The sequence below is a fragment of the Hyphomicrobium sp. 1Nfss2.1 genome, from assembly GCF_965243865.1.
Taxonomy (GTDB): domain Bacteria; phylum Pseudomonadota; class Alphaproteobacteria; order Rhizobiales; family Hyphomicrobiaceae; genus Hyphomicrobium_A.
In genome coordinates, this window is sequence record NZ_OZ251603.1 from 3,495,592 (window position 1) to 3,517,900 (window position 22,309).

Sequence of the window (22,309 nt, forward strand, 5' to 3'; positions counted from 1 at the left end):
TCCTCCCGGGCAGCGCCGAACTTACATGGAGCGCCTCGGGAATACGTAGATGTCCAGTATGGCCTGGATCAGTGCGTGATGTGCAACCTCTACGAACCCGTATTGATTGGAATTAACATAGAAATTCACATCGCCACGCCCGCGAAGCAGGTTGTCGGGCTGAAAACCGCTCAAAGTCACGATCTTCATGCGGTTGGCGCGGGCCACCTCGACGGCCTTGAGGATGTTCACCGACTGCCCCGAGCTGGAGATGGCCAGCAGAAGGTCTCCCGGCAGGCCCTGCAGCTTCAGCTGCTCGGAAAAGACGTTGGCATAGCCGAGGTCGTTGCTGAGGCACGTGAGGGCGGCGGGATCGTTGAGCGAAACGGCGCGGATGCCGCCGTTCTTGAGGAACTCGATCGCGTGGTGGCTGGCGATCGCGGCGCTGCCGCCATTGCCGATCAGCACCACCTTGTTACCGGCCTTGTGTGCGGCACGGGCAGTGTCGGCGACCCATTCGAAACCGGCCTGCATGTCCAGCGGCTTGCCCTCGTTGTCGCTCACACGGACAGCGGCGAGCGCGCGGTAGAGCTCATCGAAATAGGTCGAAATGGGATCGGTAGGTTTTGCCTCGACGACGCCCTTCAACACGCGTGTAGCCCTCCAGAACAGAATTTGCTGCGCCCATGCGGCGCGACGGCTTCCGTGACATTATTTTTGCGCACGGGATAGGCTGCTTTCGGGCACCCCGACTTGAACTTCGTCAAACGCTGACAGGATTCGCCGTCAGACACACCCTCGAGCGCCGGTAACCCTCTTGGATAATTGCGGCCAAGATTAGAGAACCTTAGCGCCGCGGCTACATACGAAGTGCGCAATATGTCGCCATCCCTAACATGCATTCAATGGCAACCCGCGGCCGATGCGGCCAGCATCTATTATCGTCTGCTTGACACCAATCACTGTATCACTTAGCCGCGCTGGGCGATATGCCGGCGGCATGAGGACGCGGCTAGCGGCCTGAAACCAAGGATATAGCCCATGCGCATCCTCGTGACCGGAGCCGCCGGCTTCATCGGCTACCATACCGCGGCAGCCCTCCTGAGCCGCGGGCACGAGGTCGTCGGCATCGACAATCTCAATTCATATTACGACGTTAGCCTCAAGGAGGCGCGGCTTGCCGGGCTTGCCGCCCGCCCGGGCTTCTCGTTTGAAAAGCTCGATCTTGCCGACCGCGCCGGCATGGAACGGCTGTTCGCCGACACCCGCCCTCAACGCGTGATCCACCTCGCCGCCCAGGCTGGCGTGCGCTACGGCATGGATCACCCGCACACTTACGTAGACTCCAACATCGTCGGCACGCTGCACGTGCTCGAAGGCTGCCGCCACCATGGCGTCGAGCATCTGGTGTTCGCCTCGTCGAGCTCGGTCTACGGCGCCAATACGACCATGCCCTTCAGCGTGCATCAGAATGTCGACCACCCGCTCAGCATCTACGCAGCTTCCAAGAAGGCCAACGAGCTGATGGCGCACACCTACGCGCACCTCTATCGGCTCCCCGTCACCGGCCTGCGGTTTTTCACCGTCTACGGCCCATGGGGCCGGCCGGACATGGCACTCTTCAAGTTCACGCGCGCGATCCTCGCTGGCGATCCTATCGATGTTTTCAACAACGGCCATCACGCCCGCGATTTCACCTACGTCGACGACGTCGTCGAAGGCGTCCTGCGCACCGCCGACCGTATCCCTGGGCCGAACCCTGCCTGGAGCGGCGCTGCGCCTGACCCCGCCACCTCCTCGGCGCCTTACCGAATCTACAACATTGGCAATCACAGTCCGGTCGAGCTGATGCATTTCATCGAAGTGCTCGAGCGGACGCTGGGGCGCGAGGCGAAGAAGAACTTTTTGCCGATGCAACCCGGGGACGTGCCGGCGACTTTTGCCGATGTCGACGATCTCATCGCCGATGTCGGATTTGCGCCGGCAACGCCGCTCGATCAGGGCATCGCCCGCTTCGTTGAGTGGTATCGAAGCTACTACGGCGTCTGAGTTCTAATCGCGGCCCTTGGAGGCACGCATGAAGAACATTCTGGTGACCGGTGCGCTGGGGCAGATCGGCTCCGAGCTGGTACCGGCGTTGCGCCAGCGCTATGGCGCCGGGAAGGTCATCGCCACCGATCTGAAAGTGCTGCCGCCGAGCGGCGCGGCCGCGCTCGCCCCTTATGATCACCTCGACTGCACTGACCCGCACCAGCTGCACGAGGCTGTCCGCCGACACGAGATAGACGCCATATATCACCTCGCGGCGCTGCTCTCCGCATCAGCCGAAGCCGCCCCGCAGTTCGCCTGGCAGGTGAATATGACCGGGCTCTATAACGTGCTTGAAGTTGCACGCGGCTACGGCTGCCAGGTCTTCTTCCCCAGCTCTATCGGCGCATTCGGCCCTTCGACCCCGCGCGATCACACCCCGCAAGTCACCATCCAGCGCCCGACGACGATCTACGGCGTCACCAAGGTGGCCGGCGAATTGCTGTGCGACTACTACGCATCGCGCTTCGGCATCGACACGCGCGGGCTGCGTCTTCCCGGTCTCGTATCGTATGTCGCCGCGCCCGGCGGCGGCACCACCGACTACGCCGTCGAAATGTTCTATCACGCGCTGCGCTACGGCCGTTACACGTGCTTCCTGTCGGCCGACACGCGCCTTGACATGATGTACATGCCCGATGCCATCGCCGGCATGATCCATCTCATGGCAGCCGACGCCGACCGTCTGCGCTATCGCAACGCCTATAACATCACCGCGATGAGCGTGACGCCTGAAGACATCGCGGCCGCGATCCGCCAGCATATCCCGAGCTTCGACATCGACTACGATGTCGATCCCGTTCGCCAGGCCATTGCCGACAGCTGGCCGCGCTCGCTCGACGATAGCGCTGCCCACGCCGATTGGGACTGGGCTCCGCACTATGATCTATCCGCCATGACGGCCGACATGCTCGTCCGTCTCGAAGCCAAGCTCAAAACGGCAGCGCGCAAAAAACGCGTTTAGGAAGCCAACGCTCCTGATCGGAGACACCAAATGCCCATCGAAAAGCTGACACCGCTACTCAAGGAGAAACTCGGCGAGTTCGATGCTTCCGGCCGCCTCAAGGGGGCCGAATCCATCACCACCGGCATCGTTGAGCCGACCGCCGGCAAAGGCCCGCGCTTCCTCATCGAAGGCCACGGCACGCGCCCGTTCCTGCGCATGAACTCCAACAGCTACCTCGGCCTCTCCTTCGCAACGCGCGTGCTGGAAGCCGAGGAGGAAGCCGTGCGCCGCTACGGTGTCGGCCCCGGTGCCGTGCGCTTCATCTCCGGAACCTGGGCGCCGCACGTGAAGCTGGAAAAGCGCCTTGCCGCCTTCCACGGCCGCGAGGCGGCGATGCTGTTCAGCTCCGCCTACGCAACAGTTATGGGCGTGCTTCCCCCGCTCATTTCCGACCAGACGCTCGTGCTGAGCGATGAGCTCAATCACAACTCCATCATCAATGCGATCGCGCTCGCGCGCCCGACCGAGAAGCGCGTCTACAAACATCTCGATTATCACGAGCTGACGCGTCAGCTGGGCGCCTTCACCAACAAGTGCCGCCGCGCCGTCGTCGTCACCGACGGCGTATTCAGTATGCGGGGCGACCACGCCCGCCTCGATGAGATCATGCGCATCTGTAAGCAGTTCCACCCGCTCTACGCCGAGGGTGTCATTGTGATCGCCGACGACTCGCACGGCGTTGGTGCATTCGGCGAAACAGGACGCGGCACCGAGGAGGTCGTCGGCGCCCAGGTCGACGTCCTGATCGGCACGCTCGGCAAGGCATTCGGCGTCAACGGCGGATACGTGACGACCTCGCAGCCCGTCATCGATTACCTGCGCGAGACCTCGCCATTTTATATCTACTCAAATCCCATTACGCCGTCGGAAGCCGAAGCCGCGCGCACCGCAGTCGACCGCGTCGACAGCGCCGAGGGCCGCGGTCTGCTGGCCCACCTGCGCGCCATGACCGACCGCTTCCGCGAGGGGCTGCGCGCGCAGGGGCTCGAAACCGTCGAGGGCGAGCATCCCGTCGTGCCGCTGCTCGTGCGCGACACCAAGCGCACCATCGCCCTGGTCAAGCACTTGCGCGACAACGCCATCCTCGCGACCGGCCTTGCGTTTCCCGTGGTGCCCAAGGGCGAGGAGGAGATCCGCTTCCAGATCAGCGCCGACCACTCGACCGCCGACATTGACGAAGCGTTGGCAGCCCTCGCCAGCTTCGCGACCTCATGAGCGCAACAATGAAGTTCGCACCCGACGAGACCCGCTTCGAGTTTCGCGTCTTCGCGCCCGATCTGTCGTCGACGCGCGATGCGCTCGCCGCGCTGGTGCAAGGAAATCAGCTGCCCGAGAGCCGCGAAACCTACATCGTCACGCGCCTCAACATTGAATCGAACGTCAAGATCCGCGGCGGCCGCTTGCAGGTGAAGACGCTTCAGGCGCGCCGTGGATTGCTCGATCAATGGGCGCGCCCGCTCGATGCCGAGTTCCCCGTCTCCGTCGCCGACGTCGAAAATATCGTGCTGCCCGCGCTCGGCCTCGATCTCGAAATCGGGGAGCGAGGTGCGCTCGTCGAGAGCGCGCTATTGGCGCTTCTCGGCAATCAGCATGCCCTGGCGACGATCGACGTCGTCAAGCAGCGCACGCTGTACGACACTGCAGATTGCGTCGCCGAGTTCACGCATCTCACCATCGGCGATGACGCGATAGAGACCGTCGCCATCGAAGCGGCCGACCCGTTCGCAGCCGAAGCGCTGATGCAAAATATTGGCATCGCCGACGCAGAGAACGATAGCTACGCCGAATTCCTGCAGCGCCGCCTCTTTCAGACCTGATCGAGCTACGCGCGGTCCTTGAGACCCTTCACATGATCGGCGCAATGCGCGCAGCAATAGATCTTCCCGCCGCCCGCCTCGACTCCATGTCCTATAACGCGGCACCCGCAGTGGGCGCACACCGGCGCCATCGCGGTAATGGCACACTCGAAGCTGTCGAAGGTCATCGTCTTGCCGGCCTTCGTAACCTCGAAGGCCTTGTCGTAGTCATTGCCGCAGGTATCGCAGACGGGCATCGGCCCCTCCCTCGATTAGCGCATGAACGTGGCGATGAGGCCGACCAGCAGCATGCCCGCCAGCCCGCCGATGAAGATGATGCGCTGCGTGCGAGTTCTGAGAATGATCTCGCCCTGTCGCGCTTTCTCCGCCGGATATGGTGCTCGTGAGTTCTCACCAGACATGAAACGCACCTCTTCAAACCCGAGACGTTTGAAGGCTAATGCGTGTGCCTCGCCCGCGGTTCCCGGGTGATCGCAGCGCGAAAATTAACGCTAGTTGCCCCGCACGACCTGGCCGATCAGTTCGCCCTTTGGAAACCGGGCAGTGCGGATGACGACCGTCCATTCGCCGGCGACGAGGCCCGCGCCCTGCGGCGGCGACAGGATCGCGGTCCCATCGAACGGGCTGTCGATATTGCGCATGCGCACAAACCCACTGCGCGGGCCACTGGCGGGGCCATGGAAGCTCGCCGACGTGGCATAGGTGCTGATCGTATAGCTGCCGCGCCAGGTCAGCTTTTTGCTGTCGGTGTCATATTCGGCCGCCAGGCTGCCCGACCCGGTGCTGCCGGTCCCCGCAACGGGCTTGAGGTCGGCCTTGAACTGCAGCGTCTCCGCCTGGGCAGGGGCGCTGGCGACGGCAAACGCCGCGGCCACAATGAAAAACCCCGTGCAAAAGCTAGCTTTGGCCATAACCCCTCCAATCGGGCGTGCGCGCCATTCTCCACAATTCACAGCCAATTTGCCCGGAGCATGACACCGGGCATTTATGCACGCTGTCGAAGCGCCGCAAAGGCCGCGTTTGCCTCCGGGGGCTGGCCCAGACGCCGTTTTGGCGCTAAGTGCTCTCCAGCAAAAATAGCGCCCTTCGATGCGAGGATTTCATGACTGAAGAGCTTGCCAAAATCGCTGCAGCCCTGGTTGCACCCGGCAAAGGCATCCTGGCCGCGGATGAGAGCTCTGGCACCATCAAGAAGCGCTTCGATTCCATCGGTGTGACCTCCACCGAGGATACGCGCCGCGATTACCGCGAGATGCTGTTCCGCGCCAATGACGCGATGAAGAACTACGTCTCCGGCGTTATCCTTTATGACGAGACCATCCGCCAGAATGCCAATGACGGCACGTCGCTGGTCGACGTCATGAAGGCAGCCGGCTCCATTCCAGGCATCAAGGTCGACACCGGCGCCAAGCCGCTCGCCGGTCCCACCTCTAAGATCGAGACCGTCACCGAAGGCCTCGATGGCCTGCGCGAGCGCCTCGCCGAGTACCACAAGCTCGGTGCCCGCTTCGCGAAGTGGCGCGCTGTCATCACCATCACCGATGATCTGCCCTCGTGGAATTGCGTCAAGGCCAACGCCCACGCGCTCGCGCGCTACGCCGCGCTGTGCCAGGAAGCCGGCATCGTGCCGATCGTCGAGCCGGAGGTGCTGATGGACGGCCCCCATGCCGGCCACACCATCGAGCGCTGCTATGAGGTAACCGAGTGGACGCAGCGTATCGTGTTCCGTGAGCTGTACGATGCGCGTGTCGCGCTCGAAGGCATCGTGCTCAAGCCCAACATGGTCATCGCCGGACAGAAGTGCCCGACGCAGGCGAGCCCCCAGCAGGTCGCCGAGCTCACCGTGAAGTGCCTCAAGGCGACCGTGCCGTCCGCCGTTCCCGGCATCGCCTTCCTTTCCGGTGGCCAGTCCGACGAGCAGGCGACCGAAAACCTCTCGCTCATCAACCAGATCGGCAACCTGCCGTGGAACGTCACCTTCTCCTATGGCCGCGCACTGCAGGCAGCGGCTCTCAAGGCCTGGGGCGGCAAGAGCGAGAACGTCGCGGCGGGACAGCGCGCTTTCGCGCACCGCGCCCGCATGAACTCGCTGGCAGCGCTCGGCAAGTGGAACCAGCAGGTCGAAAAGGCCGCCTGAGTGCCGCCCACGACCTGACGATGATAGACACCCTGGGGCGCGACCCCGGGGTGTTTCTTTTTTGCTGAGGCACTTTCGGCTTCCGGCGCGTTTATCCGCCATTGCACCGCGGCAATAGGGCAGTCGTTTACCCGCTTCTGCCAGCTTGGCGGCCGCCTACATATCGTCGGTTGTCGACCACCCCCGAACCGGAGGAACACGATGCACGTTACGATGGAAAGCGCCCTTGCGGCGATCAAGGCCGCGCAAAAGGAAGCCACGAAGCTCAAGACCCAGATGTGTATCGCCGTCGTCGACAGCGGCGCCAATCTCAAAGCATTTGTGCGCATGGACGATGCATGGGTCGGCTCGATCGACATCGCCATCAAGAAGGCAAAGACGGCCGTGTTCTTCGGCATGCCGACCGGCGAGATCGGCAAGCTGTCCCAGCCCGGCAAATCGCTCTACGGCATCGAGCACTCGAACGAGGGCCTGATCACGTTCCCCGGCGGCCTGCCCATCGTTGACGACGAAGGCGTCCTCGTCGGCGCCATCGGCGTCTCCGGCAGCTCTGTTGAGAACGATCACAAGGTCGCCGCAGCCGGTGCCAAGGTTGTCGGCGTCAGCGAGCTGCCGGCCCATCCCTGGCGCACCTGATCGCTTCTCGGCGAACGAATAAAAAAGGCGGGGTCTCGGCCCCGCCTTTTTGCGTATCGGTTTGCGTGAAGCTCAGAGCTTCTCGACTTTGTCCGCCAGGTTGCCGACGAGGCGAACGCGGTAAGTCGCGTTCTCGCAGGTCAGGATCCACACCGGAAGGTCGGGGCGCGATGCTTGCGGATCGCGCTTGGCCTTGCTCGGGTTCGTGCACTCGTAGCCCTGCTTGCGGATCTGCACCGCGATGATGTCCGGCGGTACCTCGTCGTCGGCGGGTTGCACCGCCGTGACTTCGGCCAACTGTTGAGCCTGAGCCTGGGCGTCTGGACCGCCCAGGGTTAGAGCGTTGAGCAACAGGCCGGCGCCCAGTGCCAGGACCGGAAACATCACGAGCTTTTCCATAGCAACCCCACTAAGCCTCAGCACACTGAGAGCTTAGCGCGCTGTCGCGATCGCTTCCTCGTGTGCGCGCCGTCCCGCCAGCGCGAGGAAAATATAGCTCCAACCTGAGAATAGAAGGTTGATGCCGACCAGAAGGCCGAGCGCCCAAACCGCCGATTCCGGCAGGCCCATCGCGATGATGGCACCGACCACGAGAGCCGCGATGCCGCTGAGAACGAGCCAGCCCCAGCCCTCGTGCGGCCGCACGCGGAATCCCATGATCACCTCGAACACGCCCTCGGCGATGAACAGCGCTGCAATCAGCACCGTCAGCGTGAGGAGGCCGGCGAGGGGGAAAAAGGCGAGGTAGCCGCCGACGACCACATAGAGAGCGCCGATAATGAGCTCCCACAGGAAGCCGCCCCACCCGGGAGCCTGGAAGGCATGTACGATCAGCATCACGCCGCCGATCAGGAACAGCCATCCAAGCACGAGCTTCGCCGCGATGCCCGAAAGCAGCGGGAAGGCGATGGCCGCAAGACCAGCGAGCAGGAGCACGATACCGAGAGCAAGGAACCAGCCCCACTTGTCGGAGATGAGCTGCTTGGTCTCTGCAACAGTTGATTCGAAATCGGAAAGTGTCATCGGCTGAGCCATGGAGGTCCTCCCTAGGCCTGATTATCCGTGATCGTTATAGCTCAACCCCCATGCAAGCTGTTGCGTTTCATCCTTCTATGGTGGCGTGACTGCCAATGGCCGTTCCAGTTTTGACCGAGCCGTCGTGATTTCCTTGCAGCCAGCCATTTGTTCAAACGAAATGGCTTCGAATGAACGCAAAATTTCGCGCACAGAATTAGCGCGCGGACGATGCAACTTGTTGAATTGTTGCGAGCGGGAATGATGTGCGTCAGTGGAAGGCAGCCATCGGCAACTGCACCGATGGCTGCTCTACCTTTAGCGACGCTGCGCCATAAGTGGCGTAATGCGCCTCACCGAGACGCGCCTGTTCGCGCGCTCGGGTTCGGACGTCGGCACCTTCAAGAACTCCTCGCCGTAGCCTTGCGTGACGAGGTTCTCAGGCGGCACGCCGAACGTCTCCGTTAGGATTACAGCAACTTCTTCCGCGCGCCTGTCGGACAGGGTGAGGTTGTCGAGATCCGAGCCCACTGCATCGGTATGACCTTCGATGAGGAACACCTCATTCGGACGCCGGTCGAGGATGCGATTGATGGTGCGCGCAATGCGCTCCAGCCGCCCGTACTGACCATAGGGAACCTGCCACGCGCCGAAGTCGAACGTCACCGTATCGAGATCGACGCGCCGCATGCGGTCACGCAGATACGCGTTGTAGCGGATCTCATCGAGCGAGTAGGCGCGATCCAGATCGTCGACGGGCCCGTCCATCAACGCATCGTAGAGATCATCGTCGGACGCGCGGTCGTAATCCAAGATGTAGCGATCGCGCGGCATACGCAGACGCGGCGGTCCCAGATCGAGGAAGATCGGCGCGCCGCGGAAGCGGCGGTTGTCGATCAGATCCCACTCGCGCCCATCGCGGCCACGACGATAGCGGCGCATCAGACGGCCCGAGTCGTCGAATTCCGAATAGACCTCGATCCCGCCTGGACGGATGGCGATGGTGAGACTGCCACCGTCGGGACGCCGCTCGCGCCGCACATCGCGCGAGGTACGCCGCATGCGGTCGCCCTCGTCGTGCCGGATCATTGGCGGCCGACCCTTCTGCTGCACGATGGTGCGGTTGCCCGGCTCTTCGATGATCGTGCGCCGGCCGCCATCTTCGACCCGCTCACGCCTGCCTCGCTTGATTTCATCGATGGAACCGCGTCCGCCCGGCCGCTTGTCGTCGCGCCGTGCATCCTGGCGTGGAGGCTCGTTCCCTGAGCGGGGAGGCGGACCAGCGTTGTCTCTGGGACCGGGGCCCTTGCCCGTAGGACTGCCGGGCAGCCCCTGTGGCGGTGGACCTTTCTGGCCTCCCTGCCCAGCCTGATCGCCACGGCCGGGACGCTGATCGCGGTCGCGGTCATTGGGACGGCCGTCGCGCGGCCCCTGAGGTCCGCCCGGCGCGCCAGGCCCGGCATTGTCGTTGCGCCGCTCACGCGGGCCTTCCTGACGTTGCTGGCCTTGCTGATTCTGCTTAGGCTGCCCCTGAGGTTGACCGGCGTTCGCAGGTGCCTTGTCGCGCGGCTGCTGTGCCGGTTTCATCCAAGTCGGCACCTTTTTGCGGTCATCGTCTCGCCGCTCGTCCTGGCGCCGGTCGTCTTTGCGGTTGTCCTGGGCCTGGTTGGGGTTCTGCCGGCTCGGCTGCTGCGCCTGTGGATTGTCCTGCGGCTTTTTCTGCTGCTGTTGCTGCGCTTGCGGGTTCTGCTGCGGCTTACGCTGCCCGCGCTCTTCGCCCCCGTCGCGCCGTTGCTGAGCGCCCTTCTGGCCGTCCTGCTGTGGTTTGCCGCCACCCTGGCGGCCGCCCTCGCGCCGACCCTTGTCGTCGCCCTGTTTTTTGTCTTGGGACTTTTCATCGTCGGGCGGCGTCGCTGGAAGCCGTATGGGCGCCTGTGCAACCTCATAGGCTCCTGGGATCGGCGATGCTGCCTGCGCTGCGGCACAAAGCAGCGCGGGCACAGCGAATGAGAGTGTTGGAACAATCAGAAGTCGGCGCATCGGTTAGACCTTGGCAAATGCAGATCACCGCACCGATAGCGTAAATAATGTTGAGGTTGTGGCCCGCATGCCGTTGAGCACAAACAGGTCGCCTTTTCGCCCCATTAGGTCCTAATAGGCTGTGTTTACACCCGGATTGAGGAGCATTGATGCTGCAGGAGTTCCGCTCGAGGCTTTATGTCGTCGCCACCGTGGGGGCCGATCTGGCGCGCCTTGCGGCGACCCTTGAGGCCGCGCAAGCAGCTACGTTGCTGGTGATGGCGGATGCATCGACCCCTCTGACGGCCACCTCCGCCCGTCCGCTCATTGAGCTGGCACAAAGTAAGGACATTGCGGCGCTGATCTACGGCGATGCGCAACTTGCGCGCACGCTGAGGGCCGATGGCGTGCACGTGGCTTGGGGCAAAGACGTTGTCGCTCAGTACGCCGAAGCGCGTGAGGTGCTCGGCAACCGCTACATCGTCGGTGTCGATGTCGGGCGCACGCGCCACGACGCCATGGACCTCGCCGAGGCCGGCGCTGACTATATCGGCTTCGGCATTCCCGCCCACGTCGAGGACCGCGCCGCCGCCGCCGCGCGCCGCCGCGAGCTCGTCGGCTGGTGGAGCGAGATATTCGAGGTGCCGTGCGTGGCCTTCGACGTCGAAAGCGCGGACGAGGCGATTGCGCTGGCAAGCGTAGGCGCCGACTTCATCGCCATGCGCGCCGATTTCGATCTCTCGTCGCCAGCGACCGAACAACTCGCGCACGACATCGCTGCGGCATCGCCCCAGCCTGAGGCGACGGCATGAAGCATCGCCACGTCTTAGCTGCCGCGCTCTGCGCTTTGGCGAGCCCCCTCGCCATAGGGCTGGCGCGCGCCGAGACCAGTTCGTGGGTGATGGAAACGACCGAGGCCCCCAAGCCCCGGCCCGGCCGCCCGGTAAAGCTTGCCCCAGCTGAGAAATTCTCCAAGACGCCGGTCCCCGGGAATAAGGACACCCAGCCGAAGGCCGGCTCGCTCTCCAAATCGCTGGTCGAGCCGTCGGGCGAGGAAGCCGCCTACATTGCTTTCGACCAGGGCCAATATCTGACAGCAGCCAAGCTCGCCACCGAAGCGGCGCAGCGCGGCGATCCGCAAGCGCACACGCTCCTTGGCCGCCTCTATTCGGAAGGTCTAGGTGTCCCCAAAGACATGCGCACGGCCATCAAGTGGTACGTCAAGGGCGACGAGCTGGGCGACGTGCAGTCCTCGTTCTCACTCGGCGTGTTGTGTGCAGAAGGCCGCGGCGTCAAGAAGGATCGCGCGAAGGCCGCCGAGTATTTCGAGAAAGCTGCACGCACCGGCCATCCGCTCGCCAATTACAATCTCGGACTGTTGTTCTTGAAGGGTGATGGCAAGCCGCAGAATTCCTATCGCGCCGCCATGCACATTCGCTACGCCGCCGAGAAGGGCATCGCTGTCGCCCAATATGATCTTGCCGGTCTCTATCAGAACGGGGAGGGCGTGCAGCCGAGCGCATTGGAAGCTTCACGCTGGCTCAGCAAGGCAGCCGAGCAAGGCATGGCCGAAGCGCAGTTCGATTACGCCGTCGTGCTGCTGCGCGGCCTCGGGCTTACGAAGGATGAGCCCAAGGCCATCCCGTATCTGTTCTCCGCTGCCCGCAAGGGCGTCGCCGCCGCCCAAAACCGGCTGGCTTACGTCTACGCCGAGGGCGTTGGCGTCAAAAAGAGCCAGCAGGAAGCGGCCAAGTGGCGCTTCATCGCCCAGGCTGGCGGCCTCAAGGACGAGACGCTCGACAAGTTCATCGACAAGCTTCCCAAAGCCGAGCGCAGCAAGGCCCAGCAGGCCGCGCTTGAATGGCGCGAACAGGCCGGACTGTTCTGATCGCGCCAGCACGGGCTTGCCAGCGTCGCGCGCAGGGGGTAGTCGGGCGCGCTAAGCCGCCTGATGCGACGGCGCCCCCGAAGGAACTCCCCCGCATGCCCGCTTCAGCGCTCATGAACGTCATGATTGGTGCCGCCCGAAAGGCCGGCCGCAGCCTCTCCCGCGACTTCGGCGAGGTCGAGCAGCTCCAGGTCTCGGTCAAGGGACCGGGCAACTTCGTCACCGCCGCCGACCTGCGGGCGGAAGAGATCCTCTATCGCGAGCTGTCCAAGGCGCGCCCCGGCTATAGCTTCCTCATGGAGGAGCGCGGCGAGATCATCGGCGACGACCAATCGCATCGCTGGGTCGTCGATCCGCTCGACGGCACCACGAACTTCCTGCACGGCGTCCCGATGTTCGCCATCTCCATCGGTCTGGAGCGCGAAGGCCAGCTCGTTGCGGGTCTCGTATACAACCCGATATCAGACGAGCTGTTCGCTGCCGAGAAGGGCAAAGGCGCCTTCCTCAATGACCGCCGCCGGCTCCGCGTTGCCGCCCGCAAGAGCCTGTCCGACGCGCTCGTCACCACGGGTATCCCTCACCTCGGCCGTTCCGGTCATCCCGTCTTCCAGCGCGAAATCAAAGAGGTGACCAAGTATGTCGCCGGCGTTCGCCGCACCGGTTCGGCCGCGCTCGATCTCGCCTGGATCGCCGCCGGCCGCTTCGACATCTACTGGGAGCGGGACATCAAACCCTGGGATCTGGCTGCCGGCGTCGTCCTGGTGCGAGAGGCGGGCGGCATGATCACAGACCTCTCGGGCGGCTCTGACATGCTCGACAAGGGCCAGGTGCTTGCCACCAATAGCCACCTCTACAAGGAGTTCTTCCCCCTGGTCGCCAGTACATCGGCCCGCGCCTGATCACGCCTCACGGCGAACGCTTCACCAAAAATGATTGTGGCCCCGCGGGCACGATGTTGCCCGGTTTGTGCTGTCATTGGCTTCGGGTAATGTCGCGGGGCTGATAACGCGGCGGGCGGAGCTCGGGATGGCCAGAAGAAGACAGAACGATCCAGCGGGACTGGGACACCAACCGCTGACGCCACCCGGCGTGTTCCTCATTCGTATGCTGATCTTCTTGACGCTGGTCGCATTCCTGGCAGCGATCCTGCACAAGCAGCTCATAACGTCCTTCTTGAACAACCCGGGCCTCAACGGACTGATCGTCGGCGTGCTGCTGCTCGGCATCCTCTACGCGTTCCGCCAGGTCATTCGCCTCTATCCGGAAATACGCTGGGTCAACGCTTTCCGTATTGCCGATCCGGGCCTTTCGATCGCGCATCAGCCCGTGCTGCTCGCGCCGATGGCGGCCATGCTGCGCGACCGCACCGGCGCGCTTTCGCTTTCGACCGCCTCGCTGCGATCGATCATGGATTCGATCAGCTCGCGCCTCGATGAAGCGCGCGACACCGGCCGCTATCTCGTCGGCCTGTTGGTGTTCCTCGGTCTGCTCGGCACCTTCTGGGGTCTGCTCGAGACCATCCAATCGGTCGGCGGCGCCATCGATTCCATCGACACCAACGCCACCGACAATGTCACCATGTTCTCCGATCTGAAGGCGGGCCTCGCCGCGCCTCTCAAGGGCATGGGCACCGCGTTCTCGTCATCGCTTCTTGGCCTCGCTGGCTCGCTCGTACTCGGCTTCCTCGAGTTGCAGGCGTCCCACGCGCACAACCGCTTCTACAACGAGCTCGAGGAATGGCTGTCCGGCATCACCGAGCTGACTCCCGGCTCCAGCGGCACGACTGACCAGGTCAATCGCCAGCTCTCCAGCGCCATCCTGCACATGCAGCGCGCTGTCGAAGATCTCTCGACGCGCCTCTCTGATCAGTCGATGGCCAGCGCCATCGCCGGCAAGGGCGGAGGCGATGAGCAATTGCGCGAGCTTGCGCGCGGCGTGAACCAGCTCGTCACCCAGATGCGCGCCGAGCAGAAAGTCGTGCGCGAGTGGGTCGATGAGCAGGCCGCACAGCACTCCGAGGTGGCGCAAGCTCTGAAGCAGCTCGCCGCCAACATGCAGCGCAGAGGATAGCGCATGGCGGGCGGACGCACGCGCAGGCGCAACGAATACGCCGACTTCTGGCCCGGCTACGTCGACGTGCTGTCGACGCTGCTGCTCGTCGTCACCTTCCTCATGTCGATCTTCATGCTGGCGCAGTACTTCGCCAGCCAGGAGGCCAGCGGCAAGGACACCGCGCTGAAGCGCCTGACGTTGCAGATTTCCGAGCTGACGAGCCTGCTCGCGCTGGAAAAGGGCAAGGCCAAGTCGGCCGCCGACGAGCTGGCCGCGTTGCAGGCTTCGCTGTCGTCGATGCGCGAGGAAAATTCCAAGCTCTCAGGCTTTGCGCTGTCGGGCGACGAAGCCGCAAAGGCTGCCGAGGCTCGCATCTCCGGCCTCACCACCGACCTTGAGAACCAAAAGAAGATTTCTGACGAAGCGCTGGCCAAGGTCGACATCCTCAACCAGCAACTGCTGTCGCTGCGCCGCCAGATCGCCGCGTTGAACGAAGCGCTCCAGGCCTCCGAGAAGAAGGACGCCGAGAGTCAGACCCGCATCAAGGATCTCGGTGCGCGCCTCAACGCCGCGCTGGCGCGCCAGGTTCAAGAGCTGCAGCGCTACCGCTCGGACTTCTTCGGCCGCCTGCGCGAGCTGCTCAAGAACCGCAAGGACATCCGCGTCGTTGGCGATCGCTTCGTCTTTGAATCGGAAGTTCTGTTCCCGTCCGGCTCGAACCAGTTGACGCCCGAGGGCCTAGCAACGATGGACCAGCTCGCTTCCGCCATCATCCAGCTAGAGAGGGAAATTCCCAAGGAGATCGACTGGGCGCTTCAGGTCGATGGTCACACCGACATCCGCCCCATCGCCAGCCCGACCTTCCCATCCAACTGGGAGCTGTCGACCGCGCGCGCCATCTCGGTCGTGCGTTACCTCATCACGCGGGGCGTGTCGCCCAACCGTCTCGTCGCCGCGGGTTACGGCGAGTTCCGGCCGCTCGAGACCGGGATCGACGAGGCGAGCCTGCAACGCAACCGCCGCATCGAGCTGAAGCTCACCAACCGCTGATAGCCTAGGTTCACTGCGCGCAAAAAATCCCGGGGCCGAGCCCCGGGATGCACTGTTTCTTGCCAAACGTTCCGCGGAAAAGATCAGCGCGGCGGAGGCGCGTCCTGGGGCACCTCGCCCGAAGGCGGCGGCATCGGCACCGGGCTCACGAACTCGCGCTCTTTTTTCAGGTCCGCCAGCGCTTGGTTCAACTTCTTCTGCGCGGCTGCGAGCTGCGACTTCAGCGATGCGATTTCCTTGGCTGATGCATCCTTTGCACCATGCACGGCATCCTTCGCCGCCTTGGCCTCCGCTTCGGCAGCATTACGCGCCTTTTCCAAGTCGGCCGAGCGCTGCTGCAGATCCGTCACCTGCTGCTGCAGTTCTCCAACCTGCTTCTGCAGGTCGGTGATCTGCGCCGAAGCAGACTCGGTATTGGCGCGCGATTGCTTCAGCGCATTTTCGACTTCGCCGAGCGAACGGTTCGCCTGCTCCACCTGACGCGTGAGGTCGGTGACATTGGCTTTCAAGCGGTCGCGCTGGCGCGCGAGATCGAGACGAACGCTCTCACCCTGGTGATAAAGCTGATTGGCCGATAGCGCCGTGTAGCCCGAATAAGCGGCAACGGCTCCCATCCCAGCGACCAGCGCCCAAACCCACAACGGCGGGGCCGTGCTGGCCCGCGGCTCAGGCGGCAGCATCGGCTCAAGGTCCGGTTGCATTTATGCTTTTCCCCTCGGTTATCGCCGGCGCGCCGTCGATACGGGCGCCGTTCTCCCCATTAGCGGTATCATCGCGCGGTAAGGAATGCTGCGAATTTAGGCTATTCAGCGGCCTCGGCCGCGAACTGCATCTCGGCAAGGCGGGCATAGAGACCGCCCCTTGCCACCAGTTCGGCGTGGGTGCCTTGCTCCACGATCTGACCCTTATCCATAACGAGGATGCGCCGGGCCTTCTGTACCGTGGCCAGGCGGTGGGCGATCACCAGCGTCGTGCGCCCGACCATCAGCCGTTCCAGCGCCCGCTGCACCCCGGCCTCGCTCTCGGCATCGAGGGCACTCGTGGCCTCATCCAGAAGAAGCACCGGGGCGTCTTTCAGGATGGCGCGGGCGATGGCGATACGCTGGCGCTGCCCGCCCGACAGCGATACGCCGCGCTCACCCAGCCGGGTCTCGTAACCCTGGGGCAGGGCGCTGATAAACTCATCGGCCTGGGCCGCAACAGCTGCGCGCCGCACCGAGTCCATGTCCGCGTCCGGCTTGCCGTAACGGATGTTGTCGGCAACGGTACCCGCAAACAGGGCGACGTCTTGCGGAACCAGCGCCATGCGTGCCCGCACAGCGTCCAACGCCGCCTCGCGCACATCGACACCGTCGACGTAAACCGCGCCCGACTGCGGATCGAAGAAGCGTAGGAGTAGATTGAAGATCGTACTCTTGCCAGCGCCCGAGGGCCCGACGAGCGCAATTGTCTCGCCCGGCGCGGCGCGGAACGTGACGTCCTGCAACGTCGGCAGGCTCGGTCGCCCAGGATAGAAGAAGCTCACCTTCTTGAACTCGATCTCGCCGCGCGCTGGCGTAGGCAGCGGCACGGGATTGGCCAGAGACTTGATCTCGGGCTGCACCGCCAGCAGCTCCGTCAGCCGCTCCGCAGCGCCCGCCGCTTGGCTGACCTCACCCCAGATCTCGGAAACCTGCGCAAATGAGGCTCCTGCAAAAACAGCGTACAGCACGAACTGGCTGAGCCGCCCGACGCTGAGACTTCCATCGACCACAGCGGCCGCGCCGAACCACAGCACGCTGGTAATGCTGGCAATGACCAGGAACATGGCGAGCGCCGTCAGCGCAGCGCGTGCCCGCATGCGCTCCTTGGCGGCGTCGAACGCTACCTCGACCCCATCCTTGTAATGCTTTGCCGCAACGCTCTCGTAGGCGAAGGCCTGCATGGTGCGCGAGGCGGCGAGGTTTTCAGCGGCATAAGCCGAAGCCTCTGCCAGCGTATCCTGCGCGCGCCGCGACAGGCGCCGCACCAGCCGCCCGAATGCGATCAGCGGCAGCACCGTCACCGGAATCGCGAGCAGCACCAGCAGCGACAGGTGCGCGCTGGTAACGAACATCATGATCAGCGCGCCGATCAGCATGATCGCGCTGCGCAGCGCCTGCGAAAGCGATGTACCGGCCATCGCTTTGATCTGCGTGGTGTCCGCCGTGAGGCGGCTCATCAGCTCGCCCGAATGCGTGCGCTCGAAAAACGAAGGCCCCAGATCGGCGACATGGCGGAACACGTCGCTGCGCAGATCGGCGACGACGCGCTCACCCAGCCAGTTGACGTAATAGAACCGTGCCGCGCTGGCGACCGACAGCACGAAGCCGATGACGATCAGCATCCCGAAATAGCGGTCGATGAAGATGCCGTCGTGCGAGCCAAAGCCTAGGTCGATCACCCGGCGCACGGCCATCGGTATGATCAGCATGGCAAGCGCCGAGACGACCAGCGCGACGCCGGCGAGCGCCACACGGACGGGATAGCGGGCCAGATACGGCCAGAGCGCCATCAGCGGCCGCAGCTCGGGCCGAGAGCGCTTTCCTTGGTCAGTTTCCCCGGTCGCGGGGTTTTCCCCGTCTGATTGGGATTTGCGTCGAGCCACGGCAATACTCTTGAGATCGGCATCCAGACTGCCGGCGAACATTGTTACTGGGGACCATGCCCGACGGGGTGCCCCCGCTCAAGTGGCATCGGGACGCGGTGCCCGTTGGAATACCGGCCTCAACACCCGTGCTTGTGCCCGCCGTCCATCTCGACTATAGAGGCCGCTCGAAACACCCAAATTGCCCGATTGAAGCGGCTATTCGCCAAAGGGCGAGTCATTGCGAGCGCAACGATGAAGAACGATCCCGATCTGCACCCCGACTACCACCAGATCAAGGTCAAGATGACCGACGGCACCGAGTTCGTCACCTATTCCACCTACGGCAAGGAAGGCGACGAGCTGCAGCTCGACATCGACCCGACCTCGCATCCGGCGTGGACTGGTGGCGATCAGCGCCTCATGGACCGTGGCGGCCGCCTCTCGCGCTTCAAGAAGAAGTTCGAAGGCCTGTTCTGATCCTCGACGCTCGTCGAGCGAACAAAAAAGCCCGGCACGTGCCGGGCTTTTTTCGTTGAGCATTCGTTAACAGCGATGGCGGCCCGCCGGAGCGGCAGGGCACGCCACTGCAACCTTGATCTCAGGCCCCGAAGGCGACACGGATCCGGTCGAGCTGCGAGCCGACCGGATTGGAGAATGCCGCCTCGCTGGAGGCGACGTTGTCGGCCTTGATGCTCATCGCGCGGTCGAGCTGCGCCACCCGGTCCTGCAGCGCGTAGCTTTCTTCGACCAGCCCACGCAACGTCTCCGGCAGCTCGCCGAACCCGGCCGTATGCGAAGAACGAGCCGGAGCGTTCAGGGCTGCGCCCTTGCGCTTGCGCTGTGCCTCGGCCTCGCTGATGTCGCCCTCTTTCAGGGCGCGGCGGACCAGCAGCCACGAAGCCATATCCAGCAGCCGCGTCGTCAGCCGCATGCTCTCGCTGGCGTAAAGAACGTTGACGGCGGCGGGGAGCCGCTTGGCCTCGGCGCGACCTGGACCTTCCAGATACGCGGCGGTGCGCTCGACGAGCGCCATGCCCTGCTTGAACACCATGTCGAACTGAGCGGAAGCCTGGAAGCGCTCGCCAAACGATACGGTGACACCATTTGCGGCCGAGACCGCTTCAGCACGCGATACGTTGCTCATGACTAGATTTGACACGCTCACTCACCTGCTGCTCACAATTAACACGCTCGCATCCTGCCAAGCCATAGTTAACAACATGACCAAAAGCGGGACGATCGAAGCACCGTTTCGATCAAGTTTGGGGATATGCAAAAAAAGAGCCGCTTTGCAGCGGCTCTGAAGTCAAACAGGGAGGCGTCAAACAGAGCGGCCCTGCCGCTCAGGATCCAGGTGACTGGATGATATGACGTTATCGGCCTAACCCTAACAAAGCTTTAAAGGCTAACGACCTCTGAAGAGCCCCTTCCTCACGTTTGCGCTATCGCCAATGAAGGCGCGCAATCACAAATGTTAATGCGCGTTGACCGGGCGATTGCCGTCTGGGAAGGCAGCGTGCGTGCATTCACTTTTTGAAGAGGGCGTTGGCCGCGGCCTCATGCCGGCGCTTTGCCTCGAGCTCCACTTTGATGCGCGCAATCTCTTCCTCGAACGCCGTAATGCGTGCTTCGAGTTCCGCAACGGACAGCGTGGCGAGGCTGTCGCCGATGCTTGCAATGCTCTTTGCCTTCTTCGGCGCGAGATCGTCCCAGTCCATGCGCGGCCTCCGTATCTTGGGCCGATGACTCTGCGCCAACCGTTTCGCCGCGGCAACCTGCGCGCACGCCCCGCTTGTCTCTTTCGGGCCGCTCGGGCATCAGGGCATCGAGGCCAGCCGAAAGGGTAAATGATGACCGCCGTTCCCGAGACCATGACCGCCATCGCAATCGTCGGCAAAGGTGGGCCCGAGGTGCTGCAGCCTCAGACGGTTCCCGTGCCGCAGCCGGGCCGCGGTCAGGTGCTGATCAAAGTGGAAGCCGCCGGCGTCAATCGTCCCGACGTGATGCAGCGGCTTGGTCTTTATCCCGCGCCCAAAGGTCATTCGGAAATTCCCGGACTTGAAGTCTCGGGCACCATCGCCGCGCTTGGCACCGATGCCGAACGCTTTGCCCTCGGCGACAAGGTGATGGCGCTCGTCAACGGTGGCGGCTACGCGGCATACTGCATTGCCGACGAGGGCTCGTGCCTGCCCGTGCCCGCTGGATTGTCGATGGTCGAGGCCGCGGCCGTGCCCGAAGGCTTCTTTACTGTCTGGCATAACGTGTTCGAACGCGGCGGCTTGAAGCCCGGCCAGTGGTTCCTCGTTCATGGCGGCACCAGCGGTATCGGCGTTGCTGCCATTCAATTGGCGGCAGCGCTGGGCGCCAACGTCGTCGCCACGGCCGGCTCGCCGGAAAAGTGCAAGACCTGCCTCGAGCTCGGCGCCAAGCGCGCCGTGGACTACAAGACCGAGGACTTCGTCGAGGCCGTGAAGGCCGAAACCGGCGGCCGCGGCGTCGACGTCATCCTTGATATGGTGGGCGGCGACTACGTCGAGCGCAACATCCGCTGCCTCGCCGACGATGGCCGCCTCGTCAATATTGCCTATCAACAGGGCTCGAAGGTCACCATCGACATGATGCGCATCATGCTGAAGCGGCTGACCGTCACCGGCTCGACGCTGCGCATCCGCCCGGCCGAGATCAAGGCCGCCATCGCGCGCGCGGTCGAACAGAGCGTGACCCCGCTACTCGCTGATAAAAAGATTAAGGTCGTGATCGACGCCACCTTCCCGCTTCGCGAGGCCGCCGCCGCTCATGCCCGCATCGACGCCGCCCACGTCGGCAAGATCGTCTTGACAGTTTAGGGTTTATTTTCCGCCGGGACTTATTGGCCGGGGAGGGATTTCGCTCCCTGCCATCAAATTGACAATGCGCGGTTTTCTGTTGTCCGGGCCCATGGGTGGGAACCGCAAAAGCCGTAATTCGAAGGGGAGCGCACGTGCACGTGCGAAGTGTTCATATGCGTCGGCTTTGGGGCTTCATCAGTGCCGCACTGGCAGCACTGTCTGTCCTGACGATCGCCCAAAGCGCTGACGCTAAGAGAAAGCCCGAGCCCCCGCCGTTCTCGCGGCCCGAGATGATCCTTTCTTGGATCAACGACTATCGGCTCAATCCCACGCCCGAGCGGCTCCCCGCCGCGTTCAAAGCCATGCGCGAGCAGGGGTCTTTCAAGGAGATCGAGCAGGCCGGCATCTACGTCGGCTTCATCGCTGGCGTCATCGGCTCCAACCCCGACAAGGCCGAAAAGCTCATCGCCGACATGTTCCCCATGCCCCCGTACGATCAGGTCGTGGTCATCAAGGCGATCGCCTATTCGGGGCTTGCCGATTGGAAGGAACTGATGGGCAAGTTCGTCGAGCGCATGCCCGCGCGCAAAGTCATCATCGAGCGCTACCTCTACGGCAAGCTGCAGGTGCTGCGCGACCTGCCGCTCGACAGCCCCATCGCAGTAGATGCCAACTGGGGCTATTACTTCGCCACTGGCTCCTCCGAGCCCATCCAGCGCCTCGTGCGGACGCTCGCCTGGTCGCGCGAAAAAAACAACGTCGAGAAGCTGACGATCGGCTCCATGGTCAAGTGGACGCTGGCCCAGAACGCCTCCAAGGATCACGACCTCCTGAGCTACCTCAAGACCTCGCTGCCGCATCAGCCCGAGAAGGTGGAAAAGCCGCTCGCCGAGGTCATAGAGGGCGCCGAGACGTTCGAGCTCGCCCAGATCCGCAAGGACGCGCTCGCCTCCATTGAGGAACTGAAGACCAAAGGCCCCGAAAGCGCGCGCAACTTTTCCTGGTGGGGCCAGGCCGGCCAGACTGCGTTCGCGCTGGGTTGCGTCGCTGCGGGTGTGATGGGCCAGGCCTACATGGGCGTGCCCTGCGTCGTCGGCGGCGCGCTGTCCAACGTCGCGCTGAAGTATCTCACGCCCGCTGAGTGAATGTCCGCACGGTAACGATTGCGTCAGCCTGCGTCGCAATGG

25 protein-coding genes are annotated in these 22,309 nt (G+C 63.6%); 14 read left to right on the plus strand and 11 right to left on the minus strand.

Annotated elements, in window-relative coordinates; translation table 11 throughout:
* Positions 1-21 precede the first annotated feature (21 nt).
* Positions 22-630, minus strand: coding sequence for an SIS domain-containing protein (locus ACP15D_RS17040; RefSeq protein WP_424958617.1), 609 nt, complete (start codon positions 628-630; stop codon positions 22-24).
* 390 nt (positions 631-1,020) lie between these two features.
* On the opposite strand from ACP15D_RS17040, the gene ACP15D_RS17045 reads away from it, so the two are divergent.
* The 4 genes from ACP15D_RS17045 to ACP15D_RS17060 are packed head-to-tail and all read left to right on the plus strand — an operon-like array spanning position 1,021 to position 4,890.
* Complete coding sequence (locus ACP15D_RS17045; RefSeq protein WP_424958618.1) at positions 1,021-2,028, plus strand: NAD-dependent epimerase; 1,008 nt, start codon at positions 1,021-1,023, stop codon at positions 2,026-2,028.
* Between the two features lie 28 nt (positions 2,029-2,056).
* On the plus strand, positions 2,057-3,031 hold the full coding sequence (locus ACP15D_RS17050; protein ID WP_424958619.1) for an NAD-dependent epimerase/dehydratase family protein: 975 nt from the start codon (positions 2,057-2,059) through the stop codon (positions 3,029-3,031).
* 30 nt (positions 3,032-3,061) lie between these two features.
* Positions 3,062-4,288: an aminotransferase class I/II-fold pyridoxal phosphate-dependent enzyme gene (locus tag ACP15D_RS17055; protein ID WP_424958620.1), complete on the plus strand. Its 1,227-nt coding sequence runs from the start codon at positions 3,062-3,064 to the stop codon at positions 4,286-4,288.
* 8 nt (positions 4,289-4,296) lie between these two features.
* Entirely contained in the window at positions 4,297-4,890 is a 594-nt protein-coding gene (locus ACP15D_RS17060) for a hypothetical protein (protein WP_424958621.1), read from the plus strand.
* 5 nt (positions 4,891-4,895) lie between these two features.
* Here ACP15D_RS17060 and ACP15D_RS17065 read toward each other — a convergent pair whose 3' ends face one another.
* The 3 genes from ACP15D_RS17065 to ACP15D_RS17075 all read right to left on the minus strand — a co-directional run bounded on the left by ACP15D_RS17065 (position 4,896) and on the right by ACP15D_RS17075 (position 5,801).
* Entirely contained in the window at positions 4,896-5,126 is a 231-nt protein-coding gene (locus ACP15D_RS17065; RefSeq protein ID WP_424958622.1) for a hypothetical protein, read from the minus strand.
* Positions 5,127-5,141: 15 nt separating this feature from the next.
* Positions 5,142-5,291 carry a peptide ABC transporter permease gene (locus ACP15D_RS17070; protein ID WP_424958623.1) on the minus strand — a complete coding sequence of 50 codons (150 nt, stop codon included), beginning with the start codon at positions 5,289-5,291 and terminating at the stop codon, positions 5,142-5,144.
* Positions 5,292-5,381: 90 nt separating this feature from the next.
* A complete protein-coding gene (locus ACP15D_RS17075) occupies positions 5,382-5,801 on the minus strand; it encodes a CHRD domain-containing protein (RefSeq protein ID WP_424958624.1) in 420 nt (139 codons plus the stop codon).
* A 191-nt stretch (positions 5,802-5,992) separates the two neighbouring features.
* Here ACP15D_RS17075 and ACP15D_RS17080 point away from each other — a divergent pair, with 191 nt between their 5' ends.
* Both ACP15D_RS17080 and ACP15D_RS17085 read left to right on the plus strand, forming a co-directional pair.
* Positions 5,993-7,027, plus strand: a complete 1,035-nt coding sequence (locus tag ACP15D_RS17080; protein WP_424958625.1) for a class I fructose-bisphosphate aldolase — start codon at positions 5,993-5,995, stop codon at positions 7,025-7,027.
* Between the two features lie 201 nt (positions 7,028-7,228).
* Positions 7,229-7,663: a GlcG/HbpS family heme-binding protein gene (locus ACP15D_RS17085; protein ID WP_072376244.1), complete on the plus strand. Its 435-nt coding sequence runs from the start codon at positions 7,229-7,231 to the stop codon at positions 7,661-7,663.
* Between the two features lie 72 nt (positions 7,664-7,735).
* Here the strand turns inward: ACP15D_RS17085 and ACP15D_RS17090 are convergent, their stop codons facing one another.
* The 3 genes from ACP15D_RS17090 to ACP15D_RS17100 all read right to left on the minus strand — a co-directional run bounded on the left by ACP15D_RS17090 (position 7,736) and on the right by ACP15D_RS17100 (position 10,717).
* Complete coding sequence (locus ACP15D_RS17090; protein WP_072376396.1) at positions 7,736-8,047, minus strand: hypothetical protein; 312 nt, start codon at positions 8,045-8,047, stop codon at positions 7,736-7,738.
* A gap of 48 nt (positions 8,048-8,095) precedes the next feature.
* Positions 8,096-8,698: an HdeD family acid-resistance protein gene (locus ACP15D_RS17095; protein WP_424958626.1), complete on the minus strand. Its 603-nt coding sequence runs from the start codon at positions 8,696-8,698 to the stop codon at positions 8,096-8,098.
* A gap of 297 nt (positions 8,699-8,995) precedes the next feature.
* Positions 8,996-10,717, minus strand: coding sequence for an OmpA family protein (locus ACP15D_RS17100; protein ID WP_424958627.1), 1,722 nt, complete (start codon positions 10,715-10,717; stop codon positions 8,996-8,998).
* A gap of 149 nt (positions 10,718-10,866) precedes the next feature.
* Here ACP15D_RS17100 and ACP15D_RS17105 point away from each other — a divergent pair, with 149 nt between their 5' ends.
* From ACP15D_RS17105 to ACP15D_RS17125, 5 genes are all read left to right on the plus strand, one after another.
* Positions 10,867-11,508 (plus strand): thiamine phosphate synthase, encoded by a 642-nt coding sequence (locus tag ACP15D_RS17105; RefSeq protein WP_424958628.1) that lies wholly within the window; start codon positions 10,867-10,869, stop codon positions 11,506-11,508.
* Positions 11,505-12,584 (plus strand): SEL1-like repeat protein, encoded by a 1,080-nt coding sequence (locus tag ACP15D_RS17110; protein WP_424958629.1) that lies wholly within the window; start codon positions 11,505-11,507, stop codon positions 12,582-12,584. Before ACP15D_RS17105 ends, ACP15D_RS17110 begins: the two co-directional genes overlap by 4 nt.
* A gap of 95 nt (positions 12,585-12,679) precedes the next feature.
* A complete protein-coding gene (locus ACP15D_RS17115; protein ID WP_424958630.1) occupies positions 12,680-13,483 on the plus strand; it encodes an inositol monophosphatase family protein in 804 nt (267 codons plus the stop codon).
* A 127-nt stretch (positions 13,484-13,610) separates the two neighbouring features.
* The gene (locus ACP15D_RS17120; RefSeq protein WP_072376230.1) at positions 13,611-14,654 is read left to right on the plus strand and encodes a flagellar motor protein MotA; all 1,044 of its coding nucleotides are present in this window, start codon (positions 13,611-13,613) and stop codon (positions 14,652-14,654) included.
* Between the two features lie 3 nt (positions 14,655-14,657).
* Positions 14,658-15,686 carry a peptidoglycan -binding protein gene (locus ACP15D_RS17125; protein ID WP_424958631.1) on the plus strand — a complete coding sequence of 343 codons (1,029 nt, stop codon included), beginning with the start codon at positions 14,658-14,660 and terminating at the stop codon, positions 15,684-15,686.
* 83 nt (positions 15,687-15,769) lie between these two features.
* Here the strand turns inward: ACP15D_RS17125 and ACP15D_RS17130 are convergent, their stop codons facing one another.
* Positions 15,770-16,387 carry a hypothetical protein gene (locus ACP15D_RS17130; RefSeq protein ID WP_424958632.1) on the minus strand — a complete coding sequence of 206 codons (618 nt, stop codon included), beginning with the start codon at positions 16,385-16,387 and terminating at the stop codon, positions 15,770-15,772.
* Between the two features lie 101 nt (positions 16,388-16,488).
* Positions 16,489-18,219, minus strand: a complete 1,731-nt coding sequence (locus ACP15D_RS17135) for an ABC transporter transmembrane domain-containing protein (RefSeq protein ID WP_424958633.1) — start codon at positions 18,217-18,219, stop codon at positions 16,489-16,491.
* 327 nt (positions 18,220-18,546) lie between these two features.
* Between ACP15D_RS17135 and rpmE the strand changes: the two genes are divergently transcribed.
* Positions 18,547-18,771: a 50S ribosomal protein L31 gene (gene rpmE / locus ACP15D_RS17140; RefSeq protein ID WP_424958634.1), complete on the plus strand. Its 225-nt coding sequence runs from the start codon at positions 18,547-18,549 to the stop codon at positions 18,769-18,771.
* A 121-nt stretch (positions 18,772-18,892) separates the two neighbouring features.
* Here rpmE and ACP15D_RS17145 read toward each other — a convergent pair whose 3' ends face one another.
* Together ACP15D_RS17145 and ACP15D_RS17150 are read right to left on the minus strand one after the other, a co-directional pair.
* A complete protein-coding gene (locus ACP15D_RS17145) occupies positions 18,893-19,453 on the minus strand; it encodes a DUF1465 family protein (protein ID WP_244536183.1) in 561 nt (186 codons plus the stop codon).
* Between the two features lie 367 nt (positions 19,454-19,820).
* Positions 19,821-20,012, minus strand: a complete 192-nt coding sequence (locus ACP15D_RS17150; protein WP_072376220.1) for a DUF1192 domain-containing protein — start codon at positions 20,010-20,012, stop codon at positions 19,821-19,823.
* A gap of 132 nt (positions 20,013-20,144) precedes the next feature.
* Here ACP15D_RS17150 and ACP15D_RS17155 point away from each other — a divergent pair, with 132 nt between their 5' ends.
* Both ACP15D_RS17155 and ACP15D_RS17160 read left to right on the plus strand, forming a co-directional pair.
* The gene (locus ACP15D_RS17155) at positions 20,145-21,140 is read left to right on the plus strand and encodes an NAD(P)H-quinone oxidoreductase (protein WP_424959262.1); all 996 of its coding nucleotides are present in this window, start codon (positions 20,145-20,147) and stop codon (positions 21,138-21,140) included.
* Positions 21,141-21,280: 140 nt separating this feature from the next.
* Positions 21,281-22,267 carry a hypothetical protein gene (locus ACP15D_RS17160; RefSeq protein ID WP_424958635.1) on the plus strand — a complete coding sequence of 329 codons (987 nt, stop codon included), beginning with the start codon at positions 21,281-21,283 and terminating at the stop codon, positions 22,265-22,267.
* Positions 22,268-22,309: the final 42 nt, after the last annotated feature.